Origin of the sequence: Streptomyces sp. NPDC006207 (assembly GCF_040613835.1) — a bacterium.
GTDB lineage: Bacteria > Actinomycetota > Actinomycetes > Streptomycetales > Streptomycetaceae > Actinacidiphila.
In genome coordinates this window covers 33,613-57,859 of sequence record NZ_JBEXSX010000050.1, presented here as the reverse complement: position 1 = coordinate 57,859, position 24,247 = coordinate 33,613, and the positions used below count along the sequence as shown (strand labels likewise).

General features: G+C 71.9%; 24 protein-coding genes. 15 read left to right on the top strand and 9 right to left on the bottom strand.

The window, feature by feature from the left end:
- Nucleotides 1-41: 41 nt before the first annotated feature.
- Nucleotides 42-1,481, bottom strand: a complete 1,440-nt coding sequence (locus ABZ312_RS31935) for a cellulose binding domain-containing protein (RefSeq protein ID WP_500324073.1) — start codon at nt 1,479-1,481, stop codon at nt 42-44.
- A 251-nt stretch (nt 1,482-1,732) separates the two neighbouring features.
- Between ABZ312_RS31935 and ABZ312_RS31930 the strand changes: the two genes are divergently transcribed.
- The 4 genes from ABZ312_RS31930 to ABZ312_RS31915 all read left to right on the top strand — a co-directional run bounded on the left by ABZ312_RS31930 (nt 1,733) and on the right by ABZ312_RS31915 (nt 4,263).
- Complete coding sequence (locus ABZ312_RS31930) at nt 1,733-2,575, top strand: GntR family transcriptional regulator (protein WP_500324072.1); 843 nt, start codon at nt 1,733-1,735, stop codon at nt 2,573-2,575.
- Between the two features lie 99 nt (nt 2,576-2,674).
- Complete coding sequence (locus tag ABZ312_RS31925; protein WP_500324071.1) at nt 2,675-3,277, top strand: DUF4328 domain-containing protein; 603 nt, start codon at nt 2,675-2,677, stop codon at nt 3,275-3,277.
- A gap of 14 nt (nt 3,278-3,291) precedes the next feature.
- On the top strand, nt 3,292-4,026 hold the full coding sequence (locus tag ABZ312_RS31920; protein ID WP_500439268.1) for a PhzF family phenazine biosynthesis protein: 735 nt from the start codon (nt 3,292-3,294) through the stop codon (nt 4,024-4,026).
- Between the two features lie 3 nt (nt 4,027-4,029).
- Entirely contained in the window at nt 4,030-4,263 is a 234-nt protein-coding gene (locus tag ABZ312_RS31915) for a DUF5959 family protein (protein ID WP_500439267.1), read from the top strand.
- A gap of 129 nt (nt 4,264-4,392) precedes the next feature.
- On the opposite strand, the gene ABZ312_RS31910 is transcribed toward ABZ312_RS31915, so the two are convergent.
- Complete coding sequence (locus ABZ312_RS31910) at nt 4,393-5,484, bottom strand: protein kinase family protein (protein WP_500439266.1); 1,092 nt, start codon at nt 5,482-5,484, stop codon at nt 4,393-4,395.
- 150 nt (nt 5,485-5,634) lie between these two features.
- Between ABZ312_RS31910 and ABZ312_RS31905 the strand changes: the two genes are divergently transcribed.
- Entirely contained in the window at nt 5,635-6,090 is a 456-nt protein-coding gene (locus ABZ312_RS31905) for a hypothetical protein (RefSeq protein ID WP_500324067.1), read from the top strand.
- 11 nt (nt 6,091-6,101) lie between these two features.
- Here ABZ312_RS31905 and ABZ312_RS31900 read toward each other — a convergent pair whose 3' ends face one another.
- Nucleotides 6,102-6,485, bottom strand: a complete 384-nt coding sequence (locus ABZ312_RS31900; RefSeq protein WP_500324066.1) for a hypothetical protein — start codon at nt 6,483-6,485, stop codon at nt 6,102-6,104.
- A gap of 169 nt (nt 6,486-6,654) precedes the next feature.
- Here ABZ312_RS31900 and sigJ point away from each other — a divergent pair, with 169 nt between their 5' ends.
- Complete coding sequence (gene sigJ, locus ABZ312_RS31895; protein WP_500324065.1) at nt 6,655-7,611, top strand: RNA polymerase sigma factor SigJ; 957 nt, start codon at nt 6,655-6,657, stop codon at nt 7,609-7,611.
- Here sigJ and ABZ312_RS31890 read toward each other — a convergent pair.
- The 4 genes from ABZ312_RS31890 to ABZ312_RS31875 all read right to left on the bottom strand — a co-directional run bounded on the left by ABZ312_RS31890 (nt 7,544) and on the right by ABZ312_RS31875 (nt 11,973).
- On the bottom strand, nt 7,544-7,981 hold the full coding sequence (locus tag ABZ312_RS31890; RefSeq protein WP_500439265.1) for a nuclear transport factor 2 family protein: 438 nt from the start codon (nt 7,979-7,981) through the stop codon (nt 7,544-7,546). The two genes, sigJ and ABZ312_RS31890, sit on opposite strands and share 68 nt — an antisense overlap.
- A 96-nt stretch (nt 7,982-8,077) precedes the next feature.
- A complete protein-coding gene (locus ABZ312_RS31885; protein ID WP_500324063.1) occupies nt 8,078-9,721 on the bottom strand; it encodes a M4 family metallopeptidase in 1,644 nt (547 codons plus the stop codon).
- A gap of 239 nt (nt 9,722-9,960) precedes the next feature.
- Entirely contained in the window at nt 9,961-10,740 is a 780-nt protein-coding gene (locus tag ABZ312_RS31880) for a crotonase/enoyl-CoA hydratase family protein (RefSeq protein WP_500324062.1), read from the bottom strand.
- A 36-nt stretch (nt 10,741-10,776) separates the two neighbouring features.
- Nucleotides 10,777-11,973: an alginate lyase family protein gene (locus tag ABZ312_RS31875; protein WP_500324061.1), complete on the bottom strand. Its 1,197-nt coding sequence runs from the start codon at nt 11,971-11,973 to the stop codon at nt 10,777-10,779.
- A gap of 299 nt (nt 11,974-12,272) precedes the next feature.
- On the opposite strand from ABZ312_RS31875, the gene ABZ312_RS31870 reads away from it, so the two are divergent.
- The gene (locus ABZ312_RS31870; protein WP_500439264.1) at nt 12,273-13,067 is read left to right on the top strand and encodes an SDR family NAD(P)-dependent oxidoreductase; all 795 of its coding nucleotides are present in this window, start codon (nt 12,273-12,275) and stop codon (nt 13,065-13,067) included.
- 123 nt (nt 13,068-13,190) lie between these two features.
- On the opposite strand, the gene ABZ312_RS31865 is transcribed toward ABZ312_RS31870, so the two are convergent.
- Nucleotides 13,191-13,628 carry a subtilase-type protease inhibitor gene (locus ABZ312_RS31865; RefSeq protein ID WP_500324059.1) on the bottom strand — a complete coding sequence of 146 codons (438 nt, stop codon included), beginning with the start codon at nt 13,626-13,628 and terminating at the stop codon, nt 13,191-13,193.
- Between the two features lie 298 nt (nt 13,629-13,926).
- Nucleotides 13,927-15,495: a cellulose binding domain-containing protein gene (locus tag ABZ312_RS31860; RefSeq protein ID WP_500439263.1), complete on the bottom strand. Its 1,569-nt coding sequence runs from the start codon at nt 15,493-15,495 to the stop codon at nt 13,927-13,929.
- 264 nt (nt 15,496-15,759) lie between these two features.
- Here ABZ312_RS31860 and ABZ312_RS31855 point away from each other — a divergent pair, with 264 nt between their 5' ends.
- The 8 genes from ABZ312_RS31855 (at nt 15,760) to ABZ312_RS31820 (ending at nt 24,225) form a co-directional block, all read left to right on the top strand.
- Entirely contained in the window at nt 15,760-17,472 is a 1,713-nt protein-coding gene (locus ABZ312_RS31855) for a hydrogenase maturation protein (protein WP_500324057.1), read from the top strand.
- Between the two features lie 132 nt (nt 17,473-17,604).
- Nucleotides 17,605-18,690 carry an NADH-quinone oxidoreductase subunit B family protein gene (locus ABZ312_RS31850; RefSeq protein WP_500324056.1) on the top strand — a complete coding sequence of 362 codons (1,086 nt, stop codon included), beginning with the start codon at nt 17,605-17,607 and terminating at the stop codon, nt 18,688-18,690.
- 65 nt (nt 18,691-18,755) lie between these two features.
- Nucleotides 18,756-20,540 (top strand): nickel-dependent hydrogenase large subunit, encoded by a 1,785-nt coding sequence (locus ABZ312_RS31845; protein WP_500324055.1) that lies wholly within the window; start codon nt 18,756-18,758, stop codon nt 20,538-20,540.
- The gene (locus tag ABZ312_RS31840; protein WP_499509583.1) at nt 20,537-21,058 is read left to right on the top strand and encodes a NifU-related iron-sulfur-binding protein; all 522 of its coding nucleotides are present in this window, start codon (nt 20,537-20,539) and stop codon (nt 21,056-21,058) included. The genes ABZ312_RS31845 and ABZ312_RS31840 overlap by 4 nt, the downstream gene beginning before the upstream one ends.
- Nucleotides 21,055-21,702, top strand: coding sequence for a DUF5947 family protein (locus ABZ312_RS31835; RefSeq protein ID WP_500324054.1), 648 nt, complete (start codon nt 21,055-21,057; stop codon nt 21,700-21,702). The genes ABZ312_RS31840 and ABZ312_RS31835 overlap by 4 nt, the downstream gene beginning before the upstream one ends.
- Nucleotides 21,699-22,349 carry a DUF6084 family protein gene (locus tag ABZ312_RS31830; protein WP_500324053.1) on the top strand — a complete coding sequence of 217 codons (651 nt, stop codon included), beginning with the start codon at nt 21,699-21,701 and terminating at the stop codon, nt 22,347-22,349. The genes ABZ312_RS31835 and ABZ312_RS31830 overlap by 4 nt, the downstream gene beginning before the upstream one ends.
- A complete protein-coding gene (locus tag ABZ312_RS31825) occupies nt 22,346-23,710 on the top strand; it encodes a hypothetical protein (RefSeq protein WP_500439262.1) in 1,365 nt (454 codons plus the stop codon). Before ABZ312_RS31830 ends, ABZ312_RS31825 begins: the two co-directional genes overlap by 4 nt.
- On the top strand, nt 23,707-24,225 hold the full coding sequence (locus ABZ312_RS31820; protein WP_500324051.1) for a hydrogenase maturation protease: 519 nt from the start codon (nt 23,707-23,709) through the stop codon (nt 24,223-24,225). The genes ABZ312_RS31825 and ABZ312_RS31820 overlap by 4 nt, the downstream gene beginning before the upstream one ends.
- Nucleotides 24,226-24,247 lie beyond the last annotated feature (22 nt).

Genomic DNA, 24,247 nt, shown 5'->3' with positions numbered 1-24,247 from the left:
CACCGCGCCCCTGTGGCGGTGGGCGGCGGCACGGGGCCCGGTCAGCTGCCAGGGACGGTGTCGGTGAAGACGGTGCCCGCGGTGCGGTAGGCGGCCACCTTGGCGGCGACCTGGGCCGGGGTCAGCACCTGGTCCTTGACGAAGTAGACGTAGTCCACCTGCTGGTCGTAGGAGCGCGAGGTGCTGCCCGTCTGGCCGGCGAGGTCGATGAGCCAGTGGTTGAAGTCGATCCACTGGCCGGTCTCGGGCAGGTAGGGCTCGCCGTGGGTGCCGAAGACCTGGCCGTCGATGTAGTAGGTGATGGCGTTGTTGTCGATGGTGAACTGCAGGTCGTGCCAGCCGTCGTAGCTCCGGCGGTTCTCCGAGTGGGTGTTGACGGCGTTCCACGGGTCCGGGTTGTAGGTCTCCCAGGACGTCGTGTACATGATGTTGCTCGGCTCGCCCCAGCCGCCGTTGGGCAGGTACTCGAAGTCCTGCTCGCTGTAGTTCGGGTCCATCGGGGCGTTGAGCGGCGTGAAGGCGAAGAAGGTCTGCACGACGTGGTCCCCGTCGGGGCCGCCGGTCGGGGTGTCGTCGAAGCGCACCCGGGCGGCGTAGGTGCCGTTGCGGAACTTGCGGGCGCTGGTCTGGATCTCGCTCTCCTTGGTGCCGGCGGCGGTGCCGTCGGTGGTGAGGCGCAGGTTCATGACCTTGTTGCTCCCGGTGCCCGCCACGAAGGTGACGTCCTGCGGGGACCAGGTGGCGCCCGGTACGCCGGGGCCGCCCTGGCCCGACTTCACGGTCCAGCCGTGGCTCTGCAGCGCGGGGTCGCTGCTCGAGGTGTAGCTGAAGTCGTCGAAGAGCGCGGGTGCGTTGGGGTCGGTGGGCGGCGTGGTCGGCGGATCCGTGGGCGGCGTGGTGGGGTCGTTACCGGCGGGCGCGGTGCCCCAGACGACCGAGCCGCCGCGCTGCACGGTGACCTTGTCCCAGTCCGCGTACGACGTCTGGGAGCCGTTGAACGAGTAGTCGTCGGACTGGGTCAGGCGCTGCCAGTCCGCGCGGTAGAAGCGCAGTTGCATGTCGCCGGTGTTCTGCCCGGGGGCGAGCGATCCCGCGCCGGAGGTGAAGCCGATCTCCAGGTAACGGTCAGCGGTGGCGGTGGGGTTGGCGAGGGTGCCGAAGGTACCGGTGATGTTGGCGCACCCCTTGACCGCCCAGGAGCACGCGAAGCGGTACGCGGTGGTGGGGCTGTCGGCCTTGAAGTAGTAGCGCAGGGTCACCTCGCCGAGCGGGACGGACGAGGTGCCCCGGTTGGTGATCTCGAGCCAGGGCTCGGTCTGGTCCGCGGTGGCCCCGGACGCGCTCGTCCGGTACTGCGCGGTGAGCGTGGCCGCCGCGGCGGACGCGGGCAGCGCGACGAGCCCGGCGCAGGCGAGACCCGCCGTCGCGCAGGCGGCCACGGCGGTGCGGACCCGGGCGGTGGTGCGGAACGGTCCTGACATGGGGACCCCTTCCAGTCGGGTGGAGCGCGTGGGGGAGGGCTTACCACTTGGCAACTGGTCTTCCACTGGTAAGGGAAGGTGGCATAGACCAGATGAGGGGTCAAGTCCCGTAACGGGAAGGGAATTCGGGACCCCCACAACCCAAGCGATGACGGAAGGCTGGAGAACTGGTCAGCAACTGGCTAGCCTCGGGCACACGGCATTGCACGGCGCTGCACGGCACTGCACGGCCACGGAGAAGGGCGGGGCGCATGACGGGTGAGGCACCGCGGTCACCGCTGAAACGGGAACGGGTCCGCGACCACCTCCTGGAACTCGTCGAGTCCCAGGCACCGGGCACCCCGATCCCCTCGGAGCGCGCCCTGTGCGAGCGGCTCGACGTCTCCCGCCCCACCGTGCGCTCGGCCGTCGACGAGCTGGTCACCACCGGCCTGCTCGTCCGGCGCCACGGGAGCGGCATGTTCGTCGCCCCCGCGAAGATCACCCAGGAACTCGCCCAGGGGGAGAACGCCTTCAGCCTGCCGCAGGCCTCCGGCCACTGGCTCAGCCGCGTCCTGGAGTTCGCCACGGTACGGGCCGGCGCCCGCGTCGGCCGCAAGCTCCGCGTGTCGCCGGCGGCCGAGATCGTCTACATCGCCCGCCTCCGCCTCGTCGACGGCGAGCCGATGGCCGTGGAGTACCTGCACGTACCGGCCGACCTGGTGCCGGGGCTGCGCGCCGCCGACATGGAGTCCGGGGACTTCTACGCGTACCTGCGCGAGCGGCACGGCGTCCACGTGCACGAGGCCGTCCAGTCCATCGAACCCACCGTCGCCAACGAGGAGGAGGCCCGGCTGCTGCACGTGCCGGTGCTCTCCCCCGCGCTCCTCTTCGACCGCCTCACCAGTGACGCCGCCGGCCGCCCCGTGGAGTACGTGCACTCCCTCTACCGCGGCGACCGCTACCGCATCGTCTCGCGCCTCTCGCTCGCCGACTCCGCGCCCGCGGGCCGGCCCGTTCCGGCGGGACACCACCCGGGCATGCCCCCCGACGAACGCGCCGTCCCGGCCGGCACGCTCGCCCACGTGGTGGGGGACGTACAGCCCCGCGGATGAGGGCCCGCAACCCGTACACATGTGCGGCCCTCAACCCCTATGATCACTCCGCTCCCGTGTCCACCGGAGCCGCGCACGACCCGAGACAGGCCATCCACGATGTCCAGCAAGCCCCCCAAATCCCCTCTGTTGCCCGCCCGCTGCGCGCAGGCGGCGATAGCCGCGGCCGCGATCCTGGACGTGTTCCGGGCGGTGGCGCTCCGGGACTACTTCCTCCGTCCCACGCAGCAGACCCTGCACACCTCCGGCATGGTCTCCATGGTCTTCCTCTACGCCATGATGCTCGCGATCGTCCTGTTCCTCGTCTGGCTCGCACGGGCGCGGCACAACGCGCAGGCGCTGACCCCCCAGGCGTCCCTCCCGTCCCGCGGCTGGACCATCGGCGTGTGGTTCGTCCCGCTGGTCAACTTCTTCGTCCCGCGTCAGGTGCTCCTGGACATCGGGCGCGCGAGTTCGGTCTCGTGGCAGGAGACGCGCGACAAGACGGTCGTGAACCTCTGGTGGGTGGCCTGGCTCGGACACGCGCTGGCGCTCCTGACCGCGGGTCACATCGATCCGGCCTCGATTCCGCTGGTCGCGCTCGCGGAGGCATTCATGATCGCCGCGGCCGTACTGGTGGGCATCCTCATCGAGCGCATTACCACGCTTCAGAACGCCACGCTGGGCACCTCGGTGGCCCTCTCCCCCATCACGCAGTCATGAGGCAGGCTGCAGCCATGACCGGCTACGACATAGTGCGGGTCTTCTGCGGACCCGACGGCGACCACGGCGACCGGTTGGCCGTGGTGCGGGACGGAAGCACCGTCACCGACGAGCAGGACCGCGTCACGTTCGCCCGGCGATCGGGCTTCGCCGAGACCGTGTTCGTGGACGACCCCGAGCGGGGCATCATCGACATCCGCTCGGCGGACGGACGGCTGCCCTTCGCCGGCTCCCCCTGCATGGGCACCGCCTGGCTGCTGGACGCCCCCGAACTGATCACCCCGGCGGGGGTCGTGGGCGTGCGTCTCGACGGCGAGTTCACCTGGCTGGAGGCCAGCCCCGCCTGGGCCCCGCACCGCACCCTGCGGCAGTACGACTCGCCCGAGGAAGTGGACGCCCTGCCCGTACCGCCACCCGGCGAATGGGTCTACGCCTGGGCCTGGGAGGACGAGGCCGCCGGACGCGTCCGCGCCCGCGGCTTCCCGGGCCGCGGCGACGGCGTCGACGAGGTCGAGGCCACCGGCTCGGCGGCGCTGCTGCTCACCGACCGTCTCGACCGCTCCCTGAACATCGCCCAGGGCCGCGGCTCCCAGATCCTCACCGCCCCCGCACCGGACGGGCTGGTCGAACTCGGCGGCCGCGTCCACCTGGAGCGCGCCGTCCCCGGCACCCCAACACGCACCCGCCCCGCGATCACCCTCGGCACATCGACCTCCTCCCGCCGCCGTATCCATCTGCTCGACCTCTGACCCATGGCCGGAGACCGGGCGGTGGACCTCATCTCGCTGACCGACGGGGAGGGCCGTCGCCTCGTCCGGGTGCTGGGGCGGCACATGCCCGGCGTGCTGCCCTCGCACGACGTCCTTGACGCGGAGATCACCGTGACGAGCGGGTTCGCGCAGGGGCGCCTGGAAGTGTGCCTCGATCCGGACGACCTGGACCGCTGGTCCGACGTCCTCACGGCTGGCCGACGGCTGGTCCGATGAGCACGTCAAGCGCCTGCGCCGGGTGCGCGAGGCATGGCCCCGTGATGGTGGAGACCTCACCGAACGCCTACGAGCGGCGTCGTTGACACGTGCTGCGCGTCGTCGGCCGTGAGACCGCCCCGAGGTCCGTCAGCGAAGGAGGGAGCCGTCCATCGCGCCGAGCCGGCGGATCTCGTCGAGCGGGAACGGGGTCTGCCTGCTCTGACGCTGGAAGGAGAGGTTGAAGTCGGAGATCACCGCGGCGACCGGCGCGTGCCGGGCGAGGATCGCCGTGGCCACCTCCGGGATTCCCGTGGGGCGTTTGCCCTCCGCGTAGGCGCGCACCAGCGCGTAACGGCCTTCCCGGTCCTCCCTCCGGAATCCGTACAGTGCGGTGACCAGCCAGTTCACCAGGTATGTGGCGGTGTAACAGCGGTCGTAGGCCTGATGCCGGTCGAAGAAGTCGGCTTCCTCCTGCGACAGTTCGAACCCGGAGGACAGGGCGAGGCCGTAGTCCGCGAAGTACAGCCGCCGGCCGTCGGTCAGGATGTTCTCGAAGTGCGCGTCGAAGTGCAGGAGCCCGTGGCCGTTCATGAACGCGATGCCGGCCTCCAGTTCCCCCTCCACCATGGCGCAGGCCCGGTCGGCGGTCTCGTCCCCCGCTTCGACCTGGGTGCCCAGCCACTGGTGCAGGTTCTGCGGGATGTACTCCAGGAAGAGCGCGACGCTCGCCGAGGACTGCTGGAGCGCCTCGATCCGGCGGCGCACCTGCGGTCCGCCGCCCCAGTAGGCGACGGCCCTTTCGATGTCGGCCAGTTCTTCGGGCAGGGGCGTCGAGTCCGGCAGCACCCGCCAGTGGTACATCAGGGGGAAGCCCTCGTGTTCCCCCGCGAGCACCCAGTTGGTCGTCATGGTGTGCACGGCGAGCTCGCGCCAGGCCCCGAAGCCCGGCCCGCCGATGGTGCCGACGCCGTACTGGCAGAAGACGGGCGTCTCGAACAAATTCGCCGTGGACCGGACGTGCTCGGGTTGCCTCTCCAGATCGGTGAGGGGCACCCGTTTCACGAAGACCGAGGTTCCGGCGACCTCCAGCAGGGCCGCCTTACCCCCGATGCCGGACCCGAGCGGTACGGCGGTGTCGACGAGCTCGCGCAGGGCACGGTCACTGCGCAGGGCCAGGGAGGTGGAGACGGCACCATGGGCGGCCAGGCGCCCACCACGCGACATGTCGGGGCACTTCATTGCGGCCTCCACCTTGACACTCCCGCCGAGCCCAACGACCGCACTCTATGTCACGCTCCACGACGGAATCCGGGGAGGGCCCGACCCGGCGGACCGCCGCCGGGGAAAAATGCCTGGCCCCGGCGTTCCGCCCCGTCGCAAGATGCCCGCATGGGCGAACGTTTGAGGAACAGCGCATGGCAGTACGTCGCGGGGATCGTGCCCGTCGAGGACCTGCCCATGCTGGCGGCCCACACGCTCGTGGACGGTGACGATTCGCCGGCACTGAGGGAGCTCGCCGGGCTGTCGCGCCGCGACGACGCGGCCGGGATCCGTGAGCTGTACCACCGGGCCCTGAGCCAGCTGGGCATCCCGGTGCCGGACGAGCAGACCGCCGGCCGGCGGGTGCTCCTCGACCGTGCGCGGGCGCTCGTCCGGGGTGAGCTGACCGCGGTCGAGGTGGCGTGCGGGCTCTACGCGGCCGCGGCGGACACCCCGGAGGAGACCCACTTCCTCGAGACCGCTGCCGTGTACAGCGAGTGGCTCCTCCCCGCGCTCCCGCCTGGCTGGGAGCGTGATCTGTGCGCCGCGGCCCTCGCCTTGGTGACGTCCGCCGGCCGGCCGTGACTGCGGGCCGGCTAGGACCGGCGCGCGTACAGCACGTGGCCCAGCGCCAGCACGCTCAGGCCGAACATCAGCACGCCCAGGGGGACATGGAGCGACGGTATGTGGGCGATGCCCAGCACCACCTGTGCCGAGGCGAGGACGAGGAAGCCGGAGGCGTACAGGATGGGGCGGGGCGATCCGCCGCCCGGCCGCCACGCGAGGATCGCGGCGAGCACGTACAGCATCGAGGCGCCGTACATCACGCGTGCTCCCACACCGTGCAGCACCTCGCCGTGGGACGAGGAGAGCAGCACTCCGGCGGTGACCGCCTGGAAGAAGATCGCCGAGGTCTGCAGGACGACCGCGACCTGGAGGAACGTGGGGCTGCGGTGTTCTGCCGTTGTCCGTGTGGCCATGACGCGGTCCCTCTTCTGTCGCACGGGTGCGGATCGGTACTGTCCCGTCAGTCCGACGACCTGGGCCCGTGAACTGTCAGGCGGGGCACCGGCCTGACGAACGGGGGCGGTGTCCCGTCGAAGTGGCGGAAGCGGAAGCGGACGGGACGAACAGGGAGCGGTCGCGAGGATGAGCAGCACCCCATTCCAGTCAGGGCACGACCGGTCGGAGCCGGACCTGAGCGCGGTCGTCGGCGAGCGGCGCCATCTCATCAACCTCGCCTACCGGCTGCTCGGTTCGCTGGCCGAGGCCGAGGACGCCGTGCAGGAGACCTACGCCCGCTGGTACGCGATGTCGCGGCAGCAGCAGGAGGCCATCGAGTCGCCCGGCGCCTGGCTGACGACGGTGGCCAGTCGCGTCTGCCTGGACCTGCTCGGCTCGGCCCGCGTCCGGCGCGAGCGCTACGTCGGCTCCTGGATACCCGAGCCGCTGCCCGACCGTGCGGAGTGGACCGGCGGGCCCACCGTCGGGGGCGGGGCGGAGTCGGCCGACCCCGCCGACCGGGTCACCCTGGACGAGTCGGTGACCATGGCCTTCCTGGTCGTGCTGGAGGCGATGACGCCGGCCGAACGCGTGGCGTTCGTCCTGCACGACGTCTTCCGGTTCCCCTTCCCGGAGGTCGCCGGGATCGTCGGCCGGACACCGGCGGCCTGCCGGCAGTTGGCGTACTCGGCCCGCCGGCGTGTGCGCGACGCGCGGGACCCGGCGGTGCCGGCTGCCGGACAGGCCGGTGTGGTGCGGCACTTCAAGGAGGCCTGGGAGGCCGGGGACATCAAGGCCCTCGTCGGCCTCCTCGACCCCGATGCCACGATGGTCGCGGACGGCGGCGGGCAGGTCGGCACCGTCCTGCGCCCGGTCGAAGGCGGAGAGCGCATCGCCCGGTACCTGGTCCACATCGCGGCGAAGTCGCCGGGGCTGACGCTCCTGGAGCGGACGGTCAATGGCCGGCCGGGCCTGGTGGCCCAGCACGCCGGGGTCACCGTCACCGTGGCGGCGTTCGGCGTCACCGGCGGCCGCGTCACCCGCATCTGGGCGGTCCGCAACCCGGACAAGCTCCGGCCGTGGACGGCGAGCGGATCCGCCTGACGTCGCCGCTCAGGCGACGTCCGCGCTGCCTTCGCGGTAGACCTTCGCCGAGGCGATCCGCCCCCTCGCGGAGCTCGTAGAAGGCGGCGATGGGGCAGGTGCGGCGCTCGCCGCGGTAGGTGAGGGTCTCGGTCATCTGGCAGGCCGCACGGTCGTCCGCGGCGATGAGGTCGTGCACCTCCAGCGTGGGGAGCAGCCCGCGCATCGCCTCGTCGAAGAGACCGGTCAGCGCGGCGCGGCCGCGCACCGTGGTGGTACCGGTGATCCACACGGCGTCGTCGGTGAAGCCGGCGAGGAGCGCGTCCAGGTCTCGGGCGTTGAAGGCCGCTACGTGCGCGTGTATCGCCGTCGCGGCGTCAGTGGTGGTCACGGGTGCCAGTGTGGCAGGGCCCCGCGGGGCCGACCTGGCAGTGGTCGGTCCCGCGGGGCCGGTGGTGCGGTCCCGGCGTCGGTGCCGGCGTCGGCGTCAGTTGACGTTCACGGCGGACCAGGCGGCAGCCACGGCGGTGTACTCGGCGCTCGACGCGCCGTAGAGGTCGGTGGCGGCCTTGAGGGCGGCGGTACGGGCGCCCGCGTAGTTGGTGCCGGAGGTCATGTACACCGTGAGGGCGCGGTACCAGATCTTGCCGAGCTTGTCGCGGCCGATGCCGCCCACCGTGGAGCCGTTGCAGGTGGGGCTGTCGTAGCTGACGCCGTTGATCGTCCTGGCGCCGCTGCCTTCGGCCAGCAGGTAGGCGAAGTGGTTGGCGACGCCGGAGGAATAGTGGACGTCGAGGTTGCCGACGCCCGAGCTCCAGCAGTCGGCGGAACTGCCGTCCCTGGAGGGCTTGTCCATGAAGCGCAGCGCTGCCTTGCCGAAGCCGGGCTTCACGATGCGTTCGCCGATGAGGTAGTCGCCGGTGTCGGAGGCGTTGCCCGCGTACCACTCGACCAGCGTGCCGAAGATGTCCGAAGTGGCCTCGTTGAGGCCACCGGACTCCCCGGAGTAGGTGAGGCCCGCGGTGCGCGAGGTGACCCCGTGGGACATCTCGTGCCCGGCGACGTCGAGGGCGACCAGTGGCCCGAAGGTGGTGCCGTCACCGTCGCCGTAGGTCATGCAGAAGCAGCTGTCGTCCCAGAAGGCGTTGTTGTAGTTGTTGCCATAGTGGACGCGGTTGTACGAGCCCTTGCCGTCGCCGGCGATGCCGCTGCGGCCGTGGACGGTCTTGTAGTAGTCCCAGGTCTCGTCGGTGCCGTACTGGGCGTCGACGGCGGCCGTCGCGCGGTCGGCGGTGGTGCCGGTGCCCCAGTGGTTGTCGGCGTCGGTGAAGAGGACCGCGGGGGCCCGGGAGAAGCAGATGCCGAAGATGCACAGGTCGGTCTTGTTCTGCGCGTCGCCGGTGTAGGTGTTGCCGCGGGTGGGGTCCTTCAGCTGGTAGGTGCTGCCGCTGAGGGTGGTCTCCAGGGACACGGTGCCGCCGTACAGGGACTTGCCGTCCCCGGCGGCGGTCTCCAGGGCGTCCCAGGCGTCGATGCGGGCGCCGGTGCGGGCGTCGGTGAGGACGACGCGGGCGGCGGGGTTGCCCAGGCTGTCGAGGCCTACGGCCGTGGTGCGCCAGGCCAGGCGTGGTGTGCCGTGCAGCGCGTCGACGACGAGCTGCGGCTTGGCCTTGGCCTGACGGAAGGTAGTCCCGCGGTGGGCGGAACGGAGCGCGGCCAGGCCCTTGTCGGCGGCGGTCGCGGCCTTGACTGCGGGGGTGGTGCTCGGGACGGCGAGGTCGGAGCGGGTGGCACGCTCGGCGCCCTCGTAGGCACCGCCCGGGGCGAGGTGCACGACGAGGTCGCCGCCGAGGACCGGCAGTCCGCGGTACGTCCGGTCGTAGCGGACGTGCTGGGCGCCGTCCGTGTCGGTGACGACGTCGCGGACGGTACGGCCCTGCGCGGACGTGAGGGAGAGCCGGCCGGCGTTGGCCATGACGGCGGCGTCGGCGCGGGCGACGCCGGTGGCCCGGGAGGGGAGGTCCCGTCCGGACGCGGACGCCGCGGAGGGCGTCAGGAGGGCGGCCGTGACGGCGGTCGCGGCGAGCGCCGCGGATATGGCGGTCGCGGCACGTCTGGTGCTGGGCTGCATCGTGCTCCTCTGGTGGGGGGCGTGCGCGGTCCCCGCATCTGCGTCCGGCCACGGTTGGGCGGGCCCGGGTGCGGAGGTGAGGCGGTGCCAGATTTAAGTGCCCATGACATACGGATGTCCAGAGCGCGTCCGTGGTCCACACACGGGAACCGGCCGAACCACACACGGCGGACACGCGATGGGCGCAGGTCAGCCGGACGACCGGCGCGGATCGGCCCCCGTCGGACGCTCCGCGCCGGTCAGCTCACCTCGAACGCACCGTGCCTCCCGGCCCCCGCCGAGAAACGCGCCGCGCCCTCCCCCGCTTCCGCGAGGGACACCCGGCCGTGCCGCAACTCGACCTCGAGCGCGGCCGTTTCCTCCAGCCCCTCGGCCTCCAGCACCGCGAGCCGGTCGTGCCGTACGCAGGTCTGCGGGAAGGCCGCGATCTCCGCGGCGAGCCCCTCGGCGGCGGCGCGTGCCCCGCCGACCGGGGCCACCCGGTTGACCAGGCCCATGGCGTACGCCTCGGCCGCGGCGACCGGACGCCCCGTCAGGATCAGGTCCATAGCGCGGGAGGTGCCGATCAGCCGCGGCAGCCGTACCGTCCCGCCGTCGATCAGGGGCACGCCCCAGCGCCGGCAGAACACCCCGAGCACGGCGTCCTCCTCGGCGACCCGCAGGTCGCACCAGAGGGCCAGTTCCAGGCCGCCGGCCACCGCGTGACCCGAGATCGCCGCGATGACCGGCTTGCCCAGCCGCAGGCGGGTGGGCCCCATGGGCCCGTCCCCGCCGCCCCCCTCGGTCACGCCGGTCACCTCGTTGCCGCGCGGGGTGCCGATGGCCTTGAGGTCGGCACCCGCACAGAAGGTGCCGCCCTCGCCCCACAGTACGGCGACCGAGGCGCCGGGGTCGGCGTCGAACTCGCGGAAGGCGTCGGCCAGCTCGCGCGCCGTCGGGCCGTCGACGGCGTTGCGCGCCTCGGGGCGCGAGAGCACCACCGTGGAGACGGGTCCGCTGCGCTCGACACGTACGGGCATGGCCTGGTCCCTCCGCCGCCGGTCACCTCTGCCTGGTCAGGAGAGGTTATCGCCGTGGGTCAGGGTCTCCCAGGCGACGAAGAGGTTGTTGCTGCCGGCCGGGCGCTGGGACTCGGTGAGCGCCTGGGTGTTGGTCATGGCGTAGCCGAGCCGGTTGTGGATCGCGTTGTAGCCGACCTCGGTAACCGGCCCGAGCCCCAGGTTGAGGTGGCCGCCGCACAGCCAGGACGGCACGGCCTCCCCCCTCTGGTACTTGGACTGGAAGCCCAGCGCCTGCCGGAGCCGTTCGCCGACCTGCGGGTAGAGGTCCTCGCCCTGGATGCGGCTGGTCTCCGCGACGTGCGAGATCGACGAGATGCCGTAGCCGGTGTGCGTGAAGTCGCGGCAGGTCTCCTGGGTGAGACCGGTCACGAAGGTGGACTGGCCCTGCCAGTAGCCGACGATCTCGTCGCGGGTGTCGAGCCCGCTGCCGGGCACGGTCCTGGGCAGTGCGCCGTCGGTGTCCAGGTAGACGTACGCGGCGACCCGGTTGAGGTAGCGGGTCACGGCCTTGTCGTACGAGGTGCGGTCGTCGAGGAAGACGGAGATGCCGACGGCGGCCTCCATCATGCTGAGCTCCCAGTTGCCGTTGCTCTTGGAGCCGTTGATGACCTCGGGGAGGTAGACGTTGCGCAGCATGGTGGCGAAGCGGTTCACGTTCGGCCAGCTGGTGTACGTGTAGCGGATGATCTCCGCCGCGCGCGGCCACACCGAGCCCGCCCAGCCGGTCTGCAGCGGGGCGTTGCTGTTGGTGTGGTCGGTGATGGTGGCCGACCAGGCGTCCATCAGCTGGATCGCCTTCTGGGCGTACTTGGCGTCACGGGTGACGTACCAGGCCAGTGCGTTGGTGTAGGCGGCGATCGCGTCCTCGCGCTCGTCGGTGCAGCCGTAGTTGGGGTTGGAGTAGGAGCCGCACTCGACGACTGCGCGCGGCTTGGGGGTGCGCGACTGCGAGGCGTACGCCGACGCCATCATCTGGTCGTAAGCGCCCTTCCAGGGCTGCGCTCCGGCCTGCACCTTGCTGCGTGCGAAGTCGAGTTGGGCTCGGCTGACCAGGACGCCGGGGTGGCTGAAGGCAGCGGGCGCGGCGTCGGCGCGACCACTGCCGGGCAACGCGGTCAGGAGGGCGGCGACCAGCGCCGCGACGAGGGCGAAGACGCCCTTGGTGAGGAGACCTTGTGACCTGTGGGACATGGGGGGACGCCTTCCCAGGAGACGGCATGTTCACATGGGTGAACCATGGATGCACCCGTGAACACTGCGATTGACGGATGACGGTAGGACTAGACCAATGCCCCGTCAAGTCCCCTGTCGTGCACGGCTGATACCTGCCACCGCGATGCACACGGCTGCGACGCGCCGACGGGCCGACGGGGCGTGAGGACACGTATCTGCCCCCCTCACACCTGCCCCCGCCCGGCGGCGCTCCGATGGCGGGCCCGCCTCCCCTCCCCCAGGCTCGATACGCATGCGCCCATCCCGAAGGGGTCCCCATGGAACTGCAGCTTCAGGGCAAGGTCGCGGTGGTCACCGGAGCCGGCCGGGGCATCGGCCTGACGGTGGCACAGACGCTCGCGCGTGAGGGCGTGCGCGTCGTCGCGGGCAGCCGCAGCATCACCCCGCAGGCGCGAGCCCTCCAGGACGCCTACGACGTGACCCCCGTGGCCGTCGACCTCTCCACCCCGGACGGCCCCGCCGAACTCGTACGGCAGGCCGCCGAACGCTACGGAGCCGTCGACGTCCTGGTCAACAACGTGGGCTCCGGGACGTCCCGCAACGGCTTCCTCGAGGTGGACGACGCGGAGTGGCGGCGCGTCTTCGAGATCTCCTTCTTCAGCGCGGTCCGCACCACCCGCGCCGCGCTCCCCCACATGCTGGCGGCGGGCGGCGGCGCGATCGTGAACATCACGTCCGTCAACGCACGCCTCCCCTTCCCCATGGTCGTGGACTACTCGGCCGCCAAGGCCGCGCTGGCGAACCTGACGAAGTCACTGTCCGAGGAGTTCGCCCCGCGGGGCGTCCGCGTCAACGCGGTCGCCCCCGGCCCCGTCCGCACGCCCTTCTGGACCGCTCCCGGGGCCTTCGCCGACCAGACGGCCGCGGCGGCCGGGACCAGCGCCCAGGAGGCCCTGGACGAGGTCGTGCCGCGCACCATGGGCATCTCCACCGGGCGCATCACCGAGCCCGAGGAGGTCGCCGCCCTGGTCGCCTTCCTCGCCTCGCCCGTCGCGGGCAACGTCACGGGCGCCGAGTTCACCATCGACGGCGGCCAGATCAAGACGACCTGACGCCCCGCCACGACGGGGAACACGCGAAAACAGGGGCGGCCGACCCCGTCCCACGAGTCGGCCGCCCCCTCACAGGGCTCTCCCCCACGGTGAACCCCGTGGCCTTGGTTCACGGCATCGGCGTCAGAAGGCGAAGACGCCGGCCGTGTCGCTGCCGCGCAGCATGCACGGGTTGCCGAAGGTCTGCGCGAAGGTGACGCGCCGGCCTTCCCAGACCCCGTCGGCGGTGACCACGACCGGGTCCCACACCCGGGTGCAGGTCACGCCCCCGGCGTCGGCCGTCATCGCCGCGAAGTCCCCGTGGACCGCGGTGAGCTCCGCGCAGGCGGCCACCGGGTCCGGGTGGTCCCCGTACGGGGTGGGCTTGCACCGCAGCACGACCGCGCGCTGTATCGTCGCCGTCGCGGGGTCCTCCCCCTTCCCCACGGACAGGACGAGCGCGGACGGCGCGTACAGGCTCGTCGCCCCGGCCGGCCGGGCTTCCGCCGAGCCGGCCGCGACCCCCGCCGAACACACCGCCGCCACCAGGGCCAGGCAGGTCCCCACCGCACTGAACCGCATAGCGAACACTCCTTCGGCAATTGATCCGGTTATCGGACGTCGAGGAGTCTTGTGCATCGAACGCCCGCCCGTCACATCGTTCCGCGACTTTCGGTCACCGGTTGTTCACAGTGTGTACTATCCGTTGTGTCGCACTTGCGGTGAGCTGGGCGTCCGGGTGAATGGACTCAGCGGAGCCGGGGCCTCCGTGAAAGCGCCTTCACGGATCGACACATCGTCTCCACATCGGCCGGAAAGCAGCGGGCCGCCACCGTGTTCTCCACACGACGGCGGCCCGTGAGGGCGGTCCCGAGGGGTGCTAGCCCGTGTAGCCCGCGAAGATCTGCGAGAACTCGTAAGGGGACTGCGGGATGTTGGTGCACATGTAGAGCGCGCCGGTGCAGGCGTTGCGGTCCCGGGTCGTCTCCCAGAAGGCGAGCAGGCCCAGGTGCCTGCCCTGGGCGAAGCTCACCAACTGGCGGGCGTCGGCCTGGTCGTAGATCCGGCCGTCGTCGTTCTGCCCGAGCATCGGCGTGACGCCCACCATCGCCCACAGCTGGGCGTCGGACTTGCCGGGGTAGAGCGACTTGAGCTGGGTGAAGGTGCTGTTGGCCGCCTGGATCGCCGCGTCGCCGTAGTCGGCGCTGCGGTAGTAGTCCATCGCCATGATGTTGACGACGTCGAGGTTCACCCCGGCGTCCCGGGCCGAGCGCACGACGCCCAGACCGTCCGCCGTGAGCCCCTCCGGCAGGACGGGCAGGGTGAGCGAGATCCGCAGCCCCGGATGGGCCTGCTGGAGTCGGGCCAGTGCCTGGGAGCGGCGGGCGACGGACGCCGGGTCGGCGGTGGCGGCGCCCTCGATGTCGAAGTCGGCGTACGTCAGGCCGTAGGCGTTGACCACCGCGTTGTACTCGGCGTACAACGCGTCGACGGAGCCGCAGGCCTGCGCGAGTTCGATGCCGCTGGCACCACCGAAGGAGATCTTGACGTCACCGCCGGCCGCGCGGATCGCGTCGATCTGGTCCTTGTTCCAGGCGTCGCGCGGGTCATAGGCGTTGAACCACATCGCCTTACAGGACGAGGCGGTGATGAAGGCCATCGTGAAGCTCTTCAGGCCGCTCGCCGAGGACAGCGTGGTGAGGCTGGGCGTCGGCCAGGCGCCCATGTCGACGTACGGCGCGGTACGCACGCCGCCCGGGGGCGGGTTGGTGCCGCCGGAGGTGGTCGTGCCGCTCACGGCGGTGCTGTACGCCGAGGTGTTGCCCGCCGCGTCCTTGGCGCGGACCCGGAAGGAGTAGGCGGTGCTCGCCTGCAACCCGCCGGCGGTGTACGAGGTGCCGGTCACGGCGACGGGCGCGCCGCCGTCCCGGGAGACCTCGTAGCCGGCGACACTGCCGGAGTTGTCGGTGGAGGCCGTCCAGCGGACGGTGAGGGAGGAGGAGGTGGCCGAGCCGACGCTCACCCCGCCGGGGACGCTGGGCGCGGTGGTGTCCGGTCCGCCGCCGGTGCCCGTGCAGGACCCGCCGTTGAGCTTGCAGTTCGCAGGCGCCCCGGTGCCCGAGGAGACCCAGCCGAAGGCGGCGGTCGCGCCGGGCGCGAGGGTGCCGTTGTAGTCGCGGTTCTTGAAGGTGTAGTGGCTGCCGCTCTGGGTCATCAAGGTGTCCCAGTACGAGCCGACGCTCGTCCCCGACGGCAGGTCGAACTCGACGGTCCATCCGCTGAGCGTGGTGGTGCCGCCGTTGGTGATCGTGTACTGCCCCTGGTATCCGGTCTCCCAGGTGGACGTCTTGACGAAGGCCGCGCTCGGCGCCGCTGCGGCGGCGGGCGGGGCGAGGAGCAGGACGAGCGCTCCGACGAGCGCCGTGACCAGGGCCAGAGTTCTTCGCATCCGGGCCTCCCGTGGGGGGAACGCGCAGTTGGTCTGTACCAAATACATCTGGTGTAGACCTATCGAGTTGATGCGTTCGCGTCAATACGCGGAACGGTCCGGGATCACGGAGCCGCACCCCCTGAGTGGCGGCCGGCCCGGTGGCAACCGGGTGAACGACGGCCGGGCCGCACCCGCGGACGCCCACGGGGCAGGCATCATCGCTGAAGGCCGGGGCCGGTGCTCCCCCCTCCCCGATCGTGCCGGGCGGCCCGGGAGGTCGTCATGCACATCCTGCTCATGGCGTCGGCGTTCAACAGCCTGACGCAGCGCATGTACGCGGAACTCGGCGAGCTGGGCCACACCGTCGCCGTGGAGGTGACACCGGACGGCGACGCCATGCGCACGGCGGTCGCCCGCCACGAGCCGGAACTCGTCGTGGCACCCATGCTCAAGGCGGCGATCCCCGCGGACGTCAGGACCGCCCGCACCTGCCTCGTCGTGCACCCGGGGCCACCCGGCGACCGCGGCCCCGCCTCCCTGGACCGTGCCGTCCAGGAGGGTGTCGCCGCATGGGGCGTGACGGTCCTGCAGGCCGAGGAGGAGATGGACGCGGGCCCGGTCTGGGCCGCGGTGGACTGCACGGTGCCCCCGGTCGGCAAGAGCGACCTGTACCGGGGCGAGATCTCGGACGCCGCCATGGAGGCCGTCCTGCTGGCCGTCGACCGGTTCGCGACGGGCGCGTACGTCCCGCGGCAGCAGGGCGACCCGGCCCTCGGAGCGGTCGTCCGCCTCCGCCCCGCCCTCGGCCAGGACGAGCGGCGCATCGACTGGGCCGCCGACCCGACCACGACCGTGCTGCGCAAGCTGCGCGCCGCCGACTCGCGGCCCGGCGTCCTGGACGAGCTCCTCGGCGCCCGCTGGTTCCTGCACGGCGGCCACCCCGAGGACCGGCTGCACGGCGAGCCGGGGCGGCTGCTGGCCACCCGCGCGGGCGCGGTCTGCCGGGCCACCCGCGACGGCGCCGTGTGGATCCCCCGGCTGCGGCCCCGTCCCGCCCCCGGCGGCCCGCCCACGTTCGCGCTGCCCGCCGTCACCGCCCTCGGCGCGCTCCTGCCGCCGCTGCCGGAGGAACCGTTGCCCCCCGAACTCGCCGGCGACCGTGCCACCTGGGCCGACATCCGCTACCGCGAGTACGGCGCGGCGGGCGTCCTGTCGTTCACGTTCGCGGGCGGCGCGATGTCCGCCGCCGACTGCCGCCGGCTCCTCACCGCGTACCGCCACGCCTGCACGCGGCCCACCTCGGTACTCGTGCTGGGCGGCACCCGGGACGTCTTCTCCAACGGCATCGACCTCAAGACCATCGAGGCCGCCGCGGACCCGGGCGCCGAGTCCTGGGCGAACATCACCGCCATCGACGACCTGGTCGAAGCGGTCCTCACCACCACCGACCGCCTGGTGGTCGCCGCGCTCGGCGGCAACGCGGGCGCGGGCGGCGTGATGCTCGCCCTCGCCGCCGACGAGGTCTGGTGCCGCCAGGGCGCGGTGCTCAACCCGCACTACCGCCTGATGGGCCTGTACGGCTCCGAGTACTGGACGTACACCCTGCCCCGCCGGGTCGGCCCCGCCATGACCGCGCGCCTGACGGAGCAGGCGCTCCCGGTCGGCGCGGCCGCCGCGCTGCGGATCGGCCTGGTGGACCGACTGCTGATGTGCGGCCCGCAGGAGTTCGGCGCCGACGTCGCCCGCCTCGCGGCCCGCCTGGCCCGTACGGCCGGGACCCAGCCCAGGATCGCCGCCAAGAAGGCGGAGACCGAGCGCCGCGAGGCGGAGCGCCCCCTGGCGTCCCACCGCGCCGAGGAGCTGTCCCGCATGCGCGAGGCCTTCTTCGACCCCCGGTCCCCGTACCACGCCCTCCGCTCCGCCTTCGTCCACCGCCGCACCCCCGCCGGCACCCCAGCGCACCTGCGGGAGGCGTCGGCGGCCTCCTGCCCCTGAGGGGCGGCTGCGCGGATCGCGGGGCGGTCACCGTATTGGCCCTCTTCGACATCCCCTCCCGGCGAGCCACTCGCTATCAAGGGGGATAGATGCCTTTATGTGGCATTTGTCGCTCGATGAGGAGGCATCCCGATGGATGCGACTGCTTCGACCAAGAACGACGCCGCGCGTACCCCGGCAGCCGGGGACGAGCAGGCCCCGATCCACATTCTCTGGATCAACGCGGGGCTCAGTTGCGACGGCGACTCGGTGTCGCTGACCGCCGCGACGTTGCCCAGCATCGAGGAGATCGTCCTGGGCGGCCTTCCCGGGCTCCCCAAGATCCAGGTGCACTGGCCGCTGATCGACTTCGAGTGCGGTCCGGTCGGGGGCGCCGACACCTTCATCGAGTGGTTCTTCAAGGCCGAGCGCGGCGAGATCGATCCGTTCGTCCTGGTCGTCGAGGGGTCCGTCCCCAACGAGGCGATCAAGGCGGAGGGCTACTGGTGCGGTTTCGGCGACAACCCCGAGACGGGCCAGCCGATCACCACCAGCGAGTGGATCGACCGGCTCGCGCCCAAGGCCCTGGCCGTGGTCGCCATCGGCACGTGTGCCACCTACGGGGGCATCCACGCCATGGAGGGCAACCCGACCGGCGCCATGGGCGTGCCGGACTACCTGGGCTGGGAGTGGAAGTCGAAGGCGGGCATCCCGATCGTCTGCGTACCCGGCTGCCCCATCCAGCCGGACAACTTCGCCGAGACGCTGACCTACCTGCTCTACCAGGCGGCCGGCTCCGCGCCGATGATCCCGCTGGACGACAAGCTGCGCCCGGCATGGCTGTTCGGCGCGACCGTGCACGAGGGCTGCGACCGGGCGGGCTACTACGAACAGGGCCAGTTCGCCGACCGCTACGACTCGCCGCAGTGCCTGGTGAAGATCGGCTGCTGGGGCCCGGTCGTGAAGTGCAACGTCCCCAAGCGCGGCTGGATGGACGGCATCGGCGGCTGCCCCAACGTCGGCGGCATCTGCATCGCCTGCACCATGCCCGGCTTCCCGGACATGTTCATGCCGTTCATGGACGAGCCCCCCGGCGCGCGGCTGTCCAGCACCGCCAGCGGCGCGTACGGCGCGGCGATCCGGCGGCTGCGCTCCATCACGGCCAGGACCGTGGACAAGGAGCCCAAGTGGCGTCACACCGGCCGGAAGCTCACCACCGGCTACAAGGCGCCCTGGTGACCTCACGGCACCGCCCCGGCCACTGACCACCCCCTCCCCCGCTTGACGAAGGGCACGCACACACCATGGCTCCGAAGACGAAGACGGCCGGAGACGGCAGTGGCCTGATGGAGATGTCCTGGGATCCGATCACCCGGATCGTGGGCAGCCTCGGTATCCACACGAAGATCGACTTCAAGCAGAAGCGCGTCGCGGAGTGTTACAGCACCTCGTCGGTCTTCCGCGGCTACAGCGTCTTCATGCGGGGCAAGGACCCCCGCGACGCGCACTTCATCACCAGCCGGATCTGCGGCATCTGCGGCGACAACCACGCCACCTGCTCGGTCTACACGCAGAACATGGCGTACGGGGTGAAGCCGCCGCACCTCGGCGAGTGGATCATCAACCTCGGCGAGGCCGCGGAGTTCATGTTCGACCACAACATCTTCCAGGAGAACCTGGTCGGGGTCGACTACTGCGAGAAGATGGTCCGCGAGACCAACCCGGGCGTCCTGGAGCAGGCCAACCGCACCGAGGCCCCGCACGCCTCCGAGCACGGCTACCGCACCATCGGCGACATCATGCGCTCGCTCAACCCGCTCGAGGGAGAGTTCTACCGCGAGGCGCTGCAGGTCAGCCGCTACACCCGCGAGATGTTCTGTCTGATGGAGGGCCGGCACGTCCACCCCTCCACCCTCTACGCGGGCGGCGTCGGCACCATCGCGTCGGTGCAGTTGTTCACCGACTACCTCACCCGGCTGATGCGGTACGTGGAGTTCATGAAGCGCGTCGTGCCGCTCCACGACGACCTCTTCGACTTCTTCTACGAAGCCCTGCCCGGCTACGAGGAGGTCGGCCGCCGCCGCGTCATGCTCGGCTGCTGGGGCGCGTTCAACGACCCCGAGCACTGCGACTTCACGTACGCGAACATGACCGACTGGGGACGGAAGATGTTCGTCTCCCCCGGCATCGTGGTGGACGGGAAGCTGGTCACCAACGACCTCACGCAGATCAACCTGGGCATCCGCATCCTGCTGGGCAGCTCCTACTACCAGGACTGGGAGGGCCAGCAACAGTTCGTCACCCACGACCCGCTCGGCAACCCGGTCGACCCGCGGCACCCGTGGAACCAGCACACCATCCCGGCGCCCCAGAAGCGCGACTTCGGCGACAAGTACAGCTGGGTGATGTCCCCGCGCTGGTTCGACGGCAAGGAGCACCTGGCGCTGGACACCGGCGGCGGCCCGCTCGCCCGGCTGTGGTCCACCGCGCTCAACGGACTGGTCGACCTGGGGTACGTGAAGGCCACCGGGCACAGCGTGTTGATCAACCTGCCCAGGACGCTCACCAAGCCGGAGACCACCTTCGAGTGGAAGATCCCGCAGTGGAGCAACGCCCTGGAGCGCAACCGGGCCCGCACGTACTTCCAGGCCTACGCCGCCGCCTGCGCCCTGCACTTCGCCGAGATGGGGCTGGAGGAGGTCCGCGCGGGCCGCACCCAGACGTGGGAGAAGTTCGAGGTCCCGGACGAGAGCATCGGCGTGGGATTCACCGAGGCGGTGCGCGGTGTGCTCTCGCACCACATGGTCATCCGCGACGGCAAGATCGCCAACTACCACCCGTACCCGCCGACCCCGTGGAACGCCAGCGTGCGCGACAGCTACGGCACCCCGGGCCCGTACGAGGACGCGGTGCAGAACACCCCGATCTTCGAGGAGAACTCCCCCGAGAACTTCAAGGGCATCGACATCATGCGGGCCGTGCGCAGCTTCGACCCGTGTCTGCCGTGCGGCGTCCACATGTACGTCGGCGGTGGGCGCACCGTGGAGAAGCTCCACGTCCCCACCGGTCTGAGCGGCATGGCCGGATGAGCGCGGAGCAGACGGCGCGGCGCGTCGAGGAGATCCTCGACGCGTTCGCGGCCTCCGGCGACGGCGAGACGGCACGCGCCGCCGAGGAACTGGTGCGCACCCTCATGGAGTTCTACGGCGCGGGCCTGACGCGCGCCGTCACGCTCCTCAAGAACGGCACGGCCGACCCGCTCGCCGTGCTGATCGCCGACGAGATGGTGGCGGGTCTGCTGACCCTGCACGACCTGCACCCCGAGGACACCCTCACCCGGGTCGGCCGCGCCGTCGAAGCGGCGCGCGCCGGGGCGACGGTGGGCATCGAGCACTTCGACCCCGAGACCGGCACGCTGCGGCTGAACGCCCGCGAGGACGGCGGCTGCGGCTGCCCCAGCACCATGGACGCCACCCGGCAGCGCATCGAGGCCGCACTGTCCTGCTTCGCGCCCGAGGTGACGGTGGTCGAGATGCCGCGCTCAGGCCCGGCGGCGGGCGAGCCCGCGCTGCTGCAGATCGGCAACCGTCCACCGGGGGCGCCGTGAGCCCGCGGACCCCCGCGGCCGGACTGCGCCGTTTCGTGGCGCCCCGGCAGCCCGCGATCGAGCGCTGCGAGCTGTGCGGGGTGGAGCTGACGGGACCCCACCGGCACCTGGTCGACACCGGCAAGCGCGCGCTGGCCTGCGCCTGCGTACCGTGCGCGCTGCTCTTCGAACGGCCCGGCGCCGGCGGGGGCCGCTTCGCTTCCGTGCCCGACCGGGTGCTCAGTGACCCGGGCTCGGTGCCCGGCACGGCCTCCTGGCAGCGGCTGCGCATCCCCGTCTCGGTCGCCTTCTTCTTCCACAACTCGGTGCTCGACCGGCCGGTGGTCCTCTACCCGAGCCCGGCCGGCGCCACCGAGAGCGAGGTCGATCCGGGCACCTGGCGGGAGGTCTTCGGCGACTCGCCGCTGGCGGCCGCGCTGCGGCCGGACGTGGAGGCGCTGCTCGTCCGCCGGGACGGCGACGGGGGCGACGGGGGCGAGTGCTTCCTCCTCCCGGTCGACCGGGCCTACGAGCTGGTGGGCCGGCTGCGCCTGAACTGGCAGGGGTTCGACGGCGGTTCCGGCGCCCGCGCCGAACTGGCCGCCTTCTTCGACGACGTACGACAGCGGGCCGCACCGGTGCCGCGGGAGGGGTTGCCGACGTGACCGAGCTGGACTTCGCCTGCACGGGCGTACGGGCGGACCGGTACGCCGCCGGACCGACGCTGGTCTTCCGGCTGCGCATCACCGCCCCTGGCGGGGAACGGGTGCACGCCCTCGCGCTGCGCTGCCAGTTGCGCATCGAACCGGCGCAGCGGGCGTACGGCGAGGCCGAGGCGCAGGGCCTCGGCGATCTGTTCGGCGAGCGTGAGCGGTGGGGCAGCACGCTGCAGCCGATGCAGTTCGCCCAGGTGTCGCTGATGGTGCCGGGCTTCACCGGCGAGACCGAGGTGGACCTGCCGGTGCCGTGCACCTACGACATGGACGTCGCCTCGACGAAGTACTTCGAGGCCCTGGAGGACGGCGAGGCGCCGCTGCTGCTGCTCTTCTCCGGCACCGCCTTCCTCGGCCCGGCCGGCTTCCAGGTGCAGCCGGTGCCCTGGGACAAGGAGGCCGTGTGCCGTATGCCGGTGGCGGTGTGGCGCGAGACCATCGACGCCCACTTCCCGGGGTGCGGCTGGATCCGGCTCCCGCGTACGGCGCTGGAGTCGCTGCGGTCCTTCCGCAGCGCGAACGCGCTGCCCTCCTGGGAGGCGACCGTCGAGGCCCTGCTCGCCGGCGCCGCCGCCCCGGCGGGAGGTGCCGCCCGGTGACGGCCGCCACGGAACGCTTCGCGACGGCCCGTCAGGCCGCCGACGCCGTCCTGTTCGAGGGCTACGTGCTCTACCCGTACCGGGCGTCCTCGGCGAAGAACCGGATGCGCTGGCAGTTCGGGGTGCTCGTGCCCCCGGTGTGGGCGGACGCGTCCGGCGAACCCGTCCTGCAGCGGACCCAGATCCTCATGGAGCCGCGCGCGGACGCCGCGCTCCACGCGGAACTGCGCTTCCTGCACGCCCAGCGGCGCACGGTGGAACGGATCCTGAGCGACGGCGAGTTCGAGCCCACCGACGAACTCCAGCTGCCGGACCGGGTGCTGGTCCCGTGGGACGAGGGCGTGGAGGAACGCGTCGAGGTGTCCGTCGACGTCGCGGCGCTGACCGCCGAGGACGTCGTCCTGCCCTTCACCGTCCCCGCGACGGAGGAGAGCGAGATCGTCACCGGCGCCGACGGCAGCCCCGCCGGGCGCGTCCTGCGCTGCCGGGCACGCCTGGAGGGCGTCCTGCGGATCTCCGCCGAGGAACTGCCCGGCCCCTATCGGGTGCTGAGGCTCACCGCCGTCGCGGAGAACACCGGGTGCGCCCTGGCCTCCAGCCGCGAGGAGGCACTGCCGCACGCGCTGGTCTCGGCCCATCTGATGCTGGGCCTGACCTCCGGCTACTTCGTGTCGATGACGGACCCGCCGGAATGGGCGAAGGCCGCCGTCGCCGAGTGCCGCAACGAGAACACCTGGCCGGTGCTGGCGGGCGACCACGGCGCGGCGAACGTGGTGCTCTCCTCCCCCATCATCCTGGAGGACCATCCGCGGATCGCCCCGGAGAGCCCGGGAGCGCTCTACGACGCCACCGAGATCGACGAGATCCTGGCGCTGCGCACCGCCGCCCTCACCGACGAGGAGAAGCGGCAGGCGCGCGGTACGGACGACCGGGCCGCCGCGGTGATCGACCTGGCCGAGTCCATGCCGCCGGAGGTGATGGAGCGTCTGCACGGGGCCGTGCGCGCGCTGCGCGAGGTCACCGCTCCGGCAGGCCCGCCCGCCGCGGCTCCCCGGACCCCCTGGTGGGACCCCGGCGCCGACGCCTCGGTCGACCCGGCCCGGGACCGCGTGATGGTGGGCGACACCTGGGTGGCCGCGGGCAGCCGGGTCGTACTGCAGCCGGGACGGCGGCGCACCGACGCACAGGACCTGTTCCTGCACGGGCGCAGCGCCCAGGTGGAGGCGGTGCTGCACGACGTGGACGGCGGGGTGCACCTCGCGGTCACGGTCGACGGCGACCCCGGCGCGGAGATCCGCCGCGAACAGGGCCGGTTCCTGTACTTCCAGCCCGACGAACTCGCTCCCCTGGAGGACGCGTGAGCACGGGCGGCGTGCTGGTCGCCGGCATCGGCAACATCTTCCTGGGTGACGACGGCTTCGGCGTCGAAGTGGTGCGCCGGCTGTCCGGGCACCCGCTGCCCGACGGCGTCCACGTCACCGACACCGGCGTGCGGGGCGTGCACCTGGCCTACCAGCTCCTCGACGGGTACCGCAGCGTGGTCCTCGTCGACGCCGTCGCGCGCGGCGGCTCCCCCGGCACGCTGCACCTCATCGAGGCTCCGCCGCCCGGCGGCGACGGCCCGGGCGAGGCCCTCGTGGACGGGCACCGGATGACCCCGGACACCGTACTGGCGCTGCTCGACACCCTCAGCGCCGGGACGGATGCCCCCAGGCCCTCCCGGGTCCTGGTGGTGGGCTGCGAGCCGGCCTGCCTGGAGGAGGGCATCGGTCTGAGCGCTCCCGTGGCCGCCGCCGTGGACGAGGCCGTACGCCTGGTGCTGCGGGTCGTCGGTGAGGAGTGCGACCGGCCCGCGGACCCGCACGCGGTGGCCTGACCGGCCCGCCGCGCCACAGATC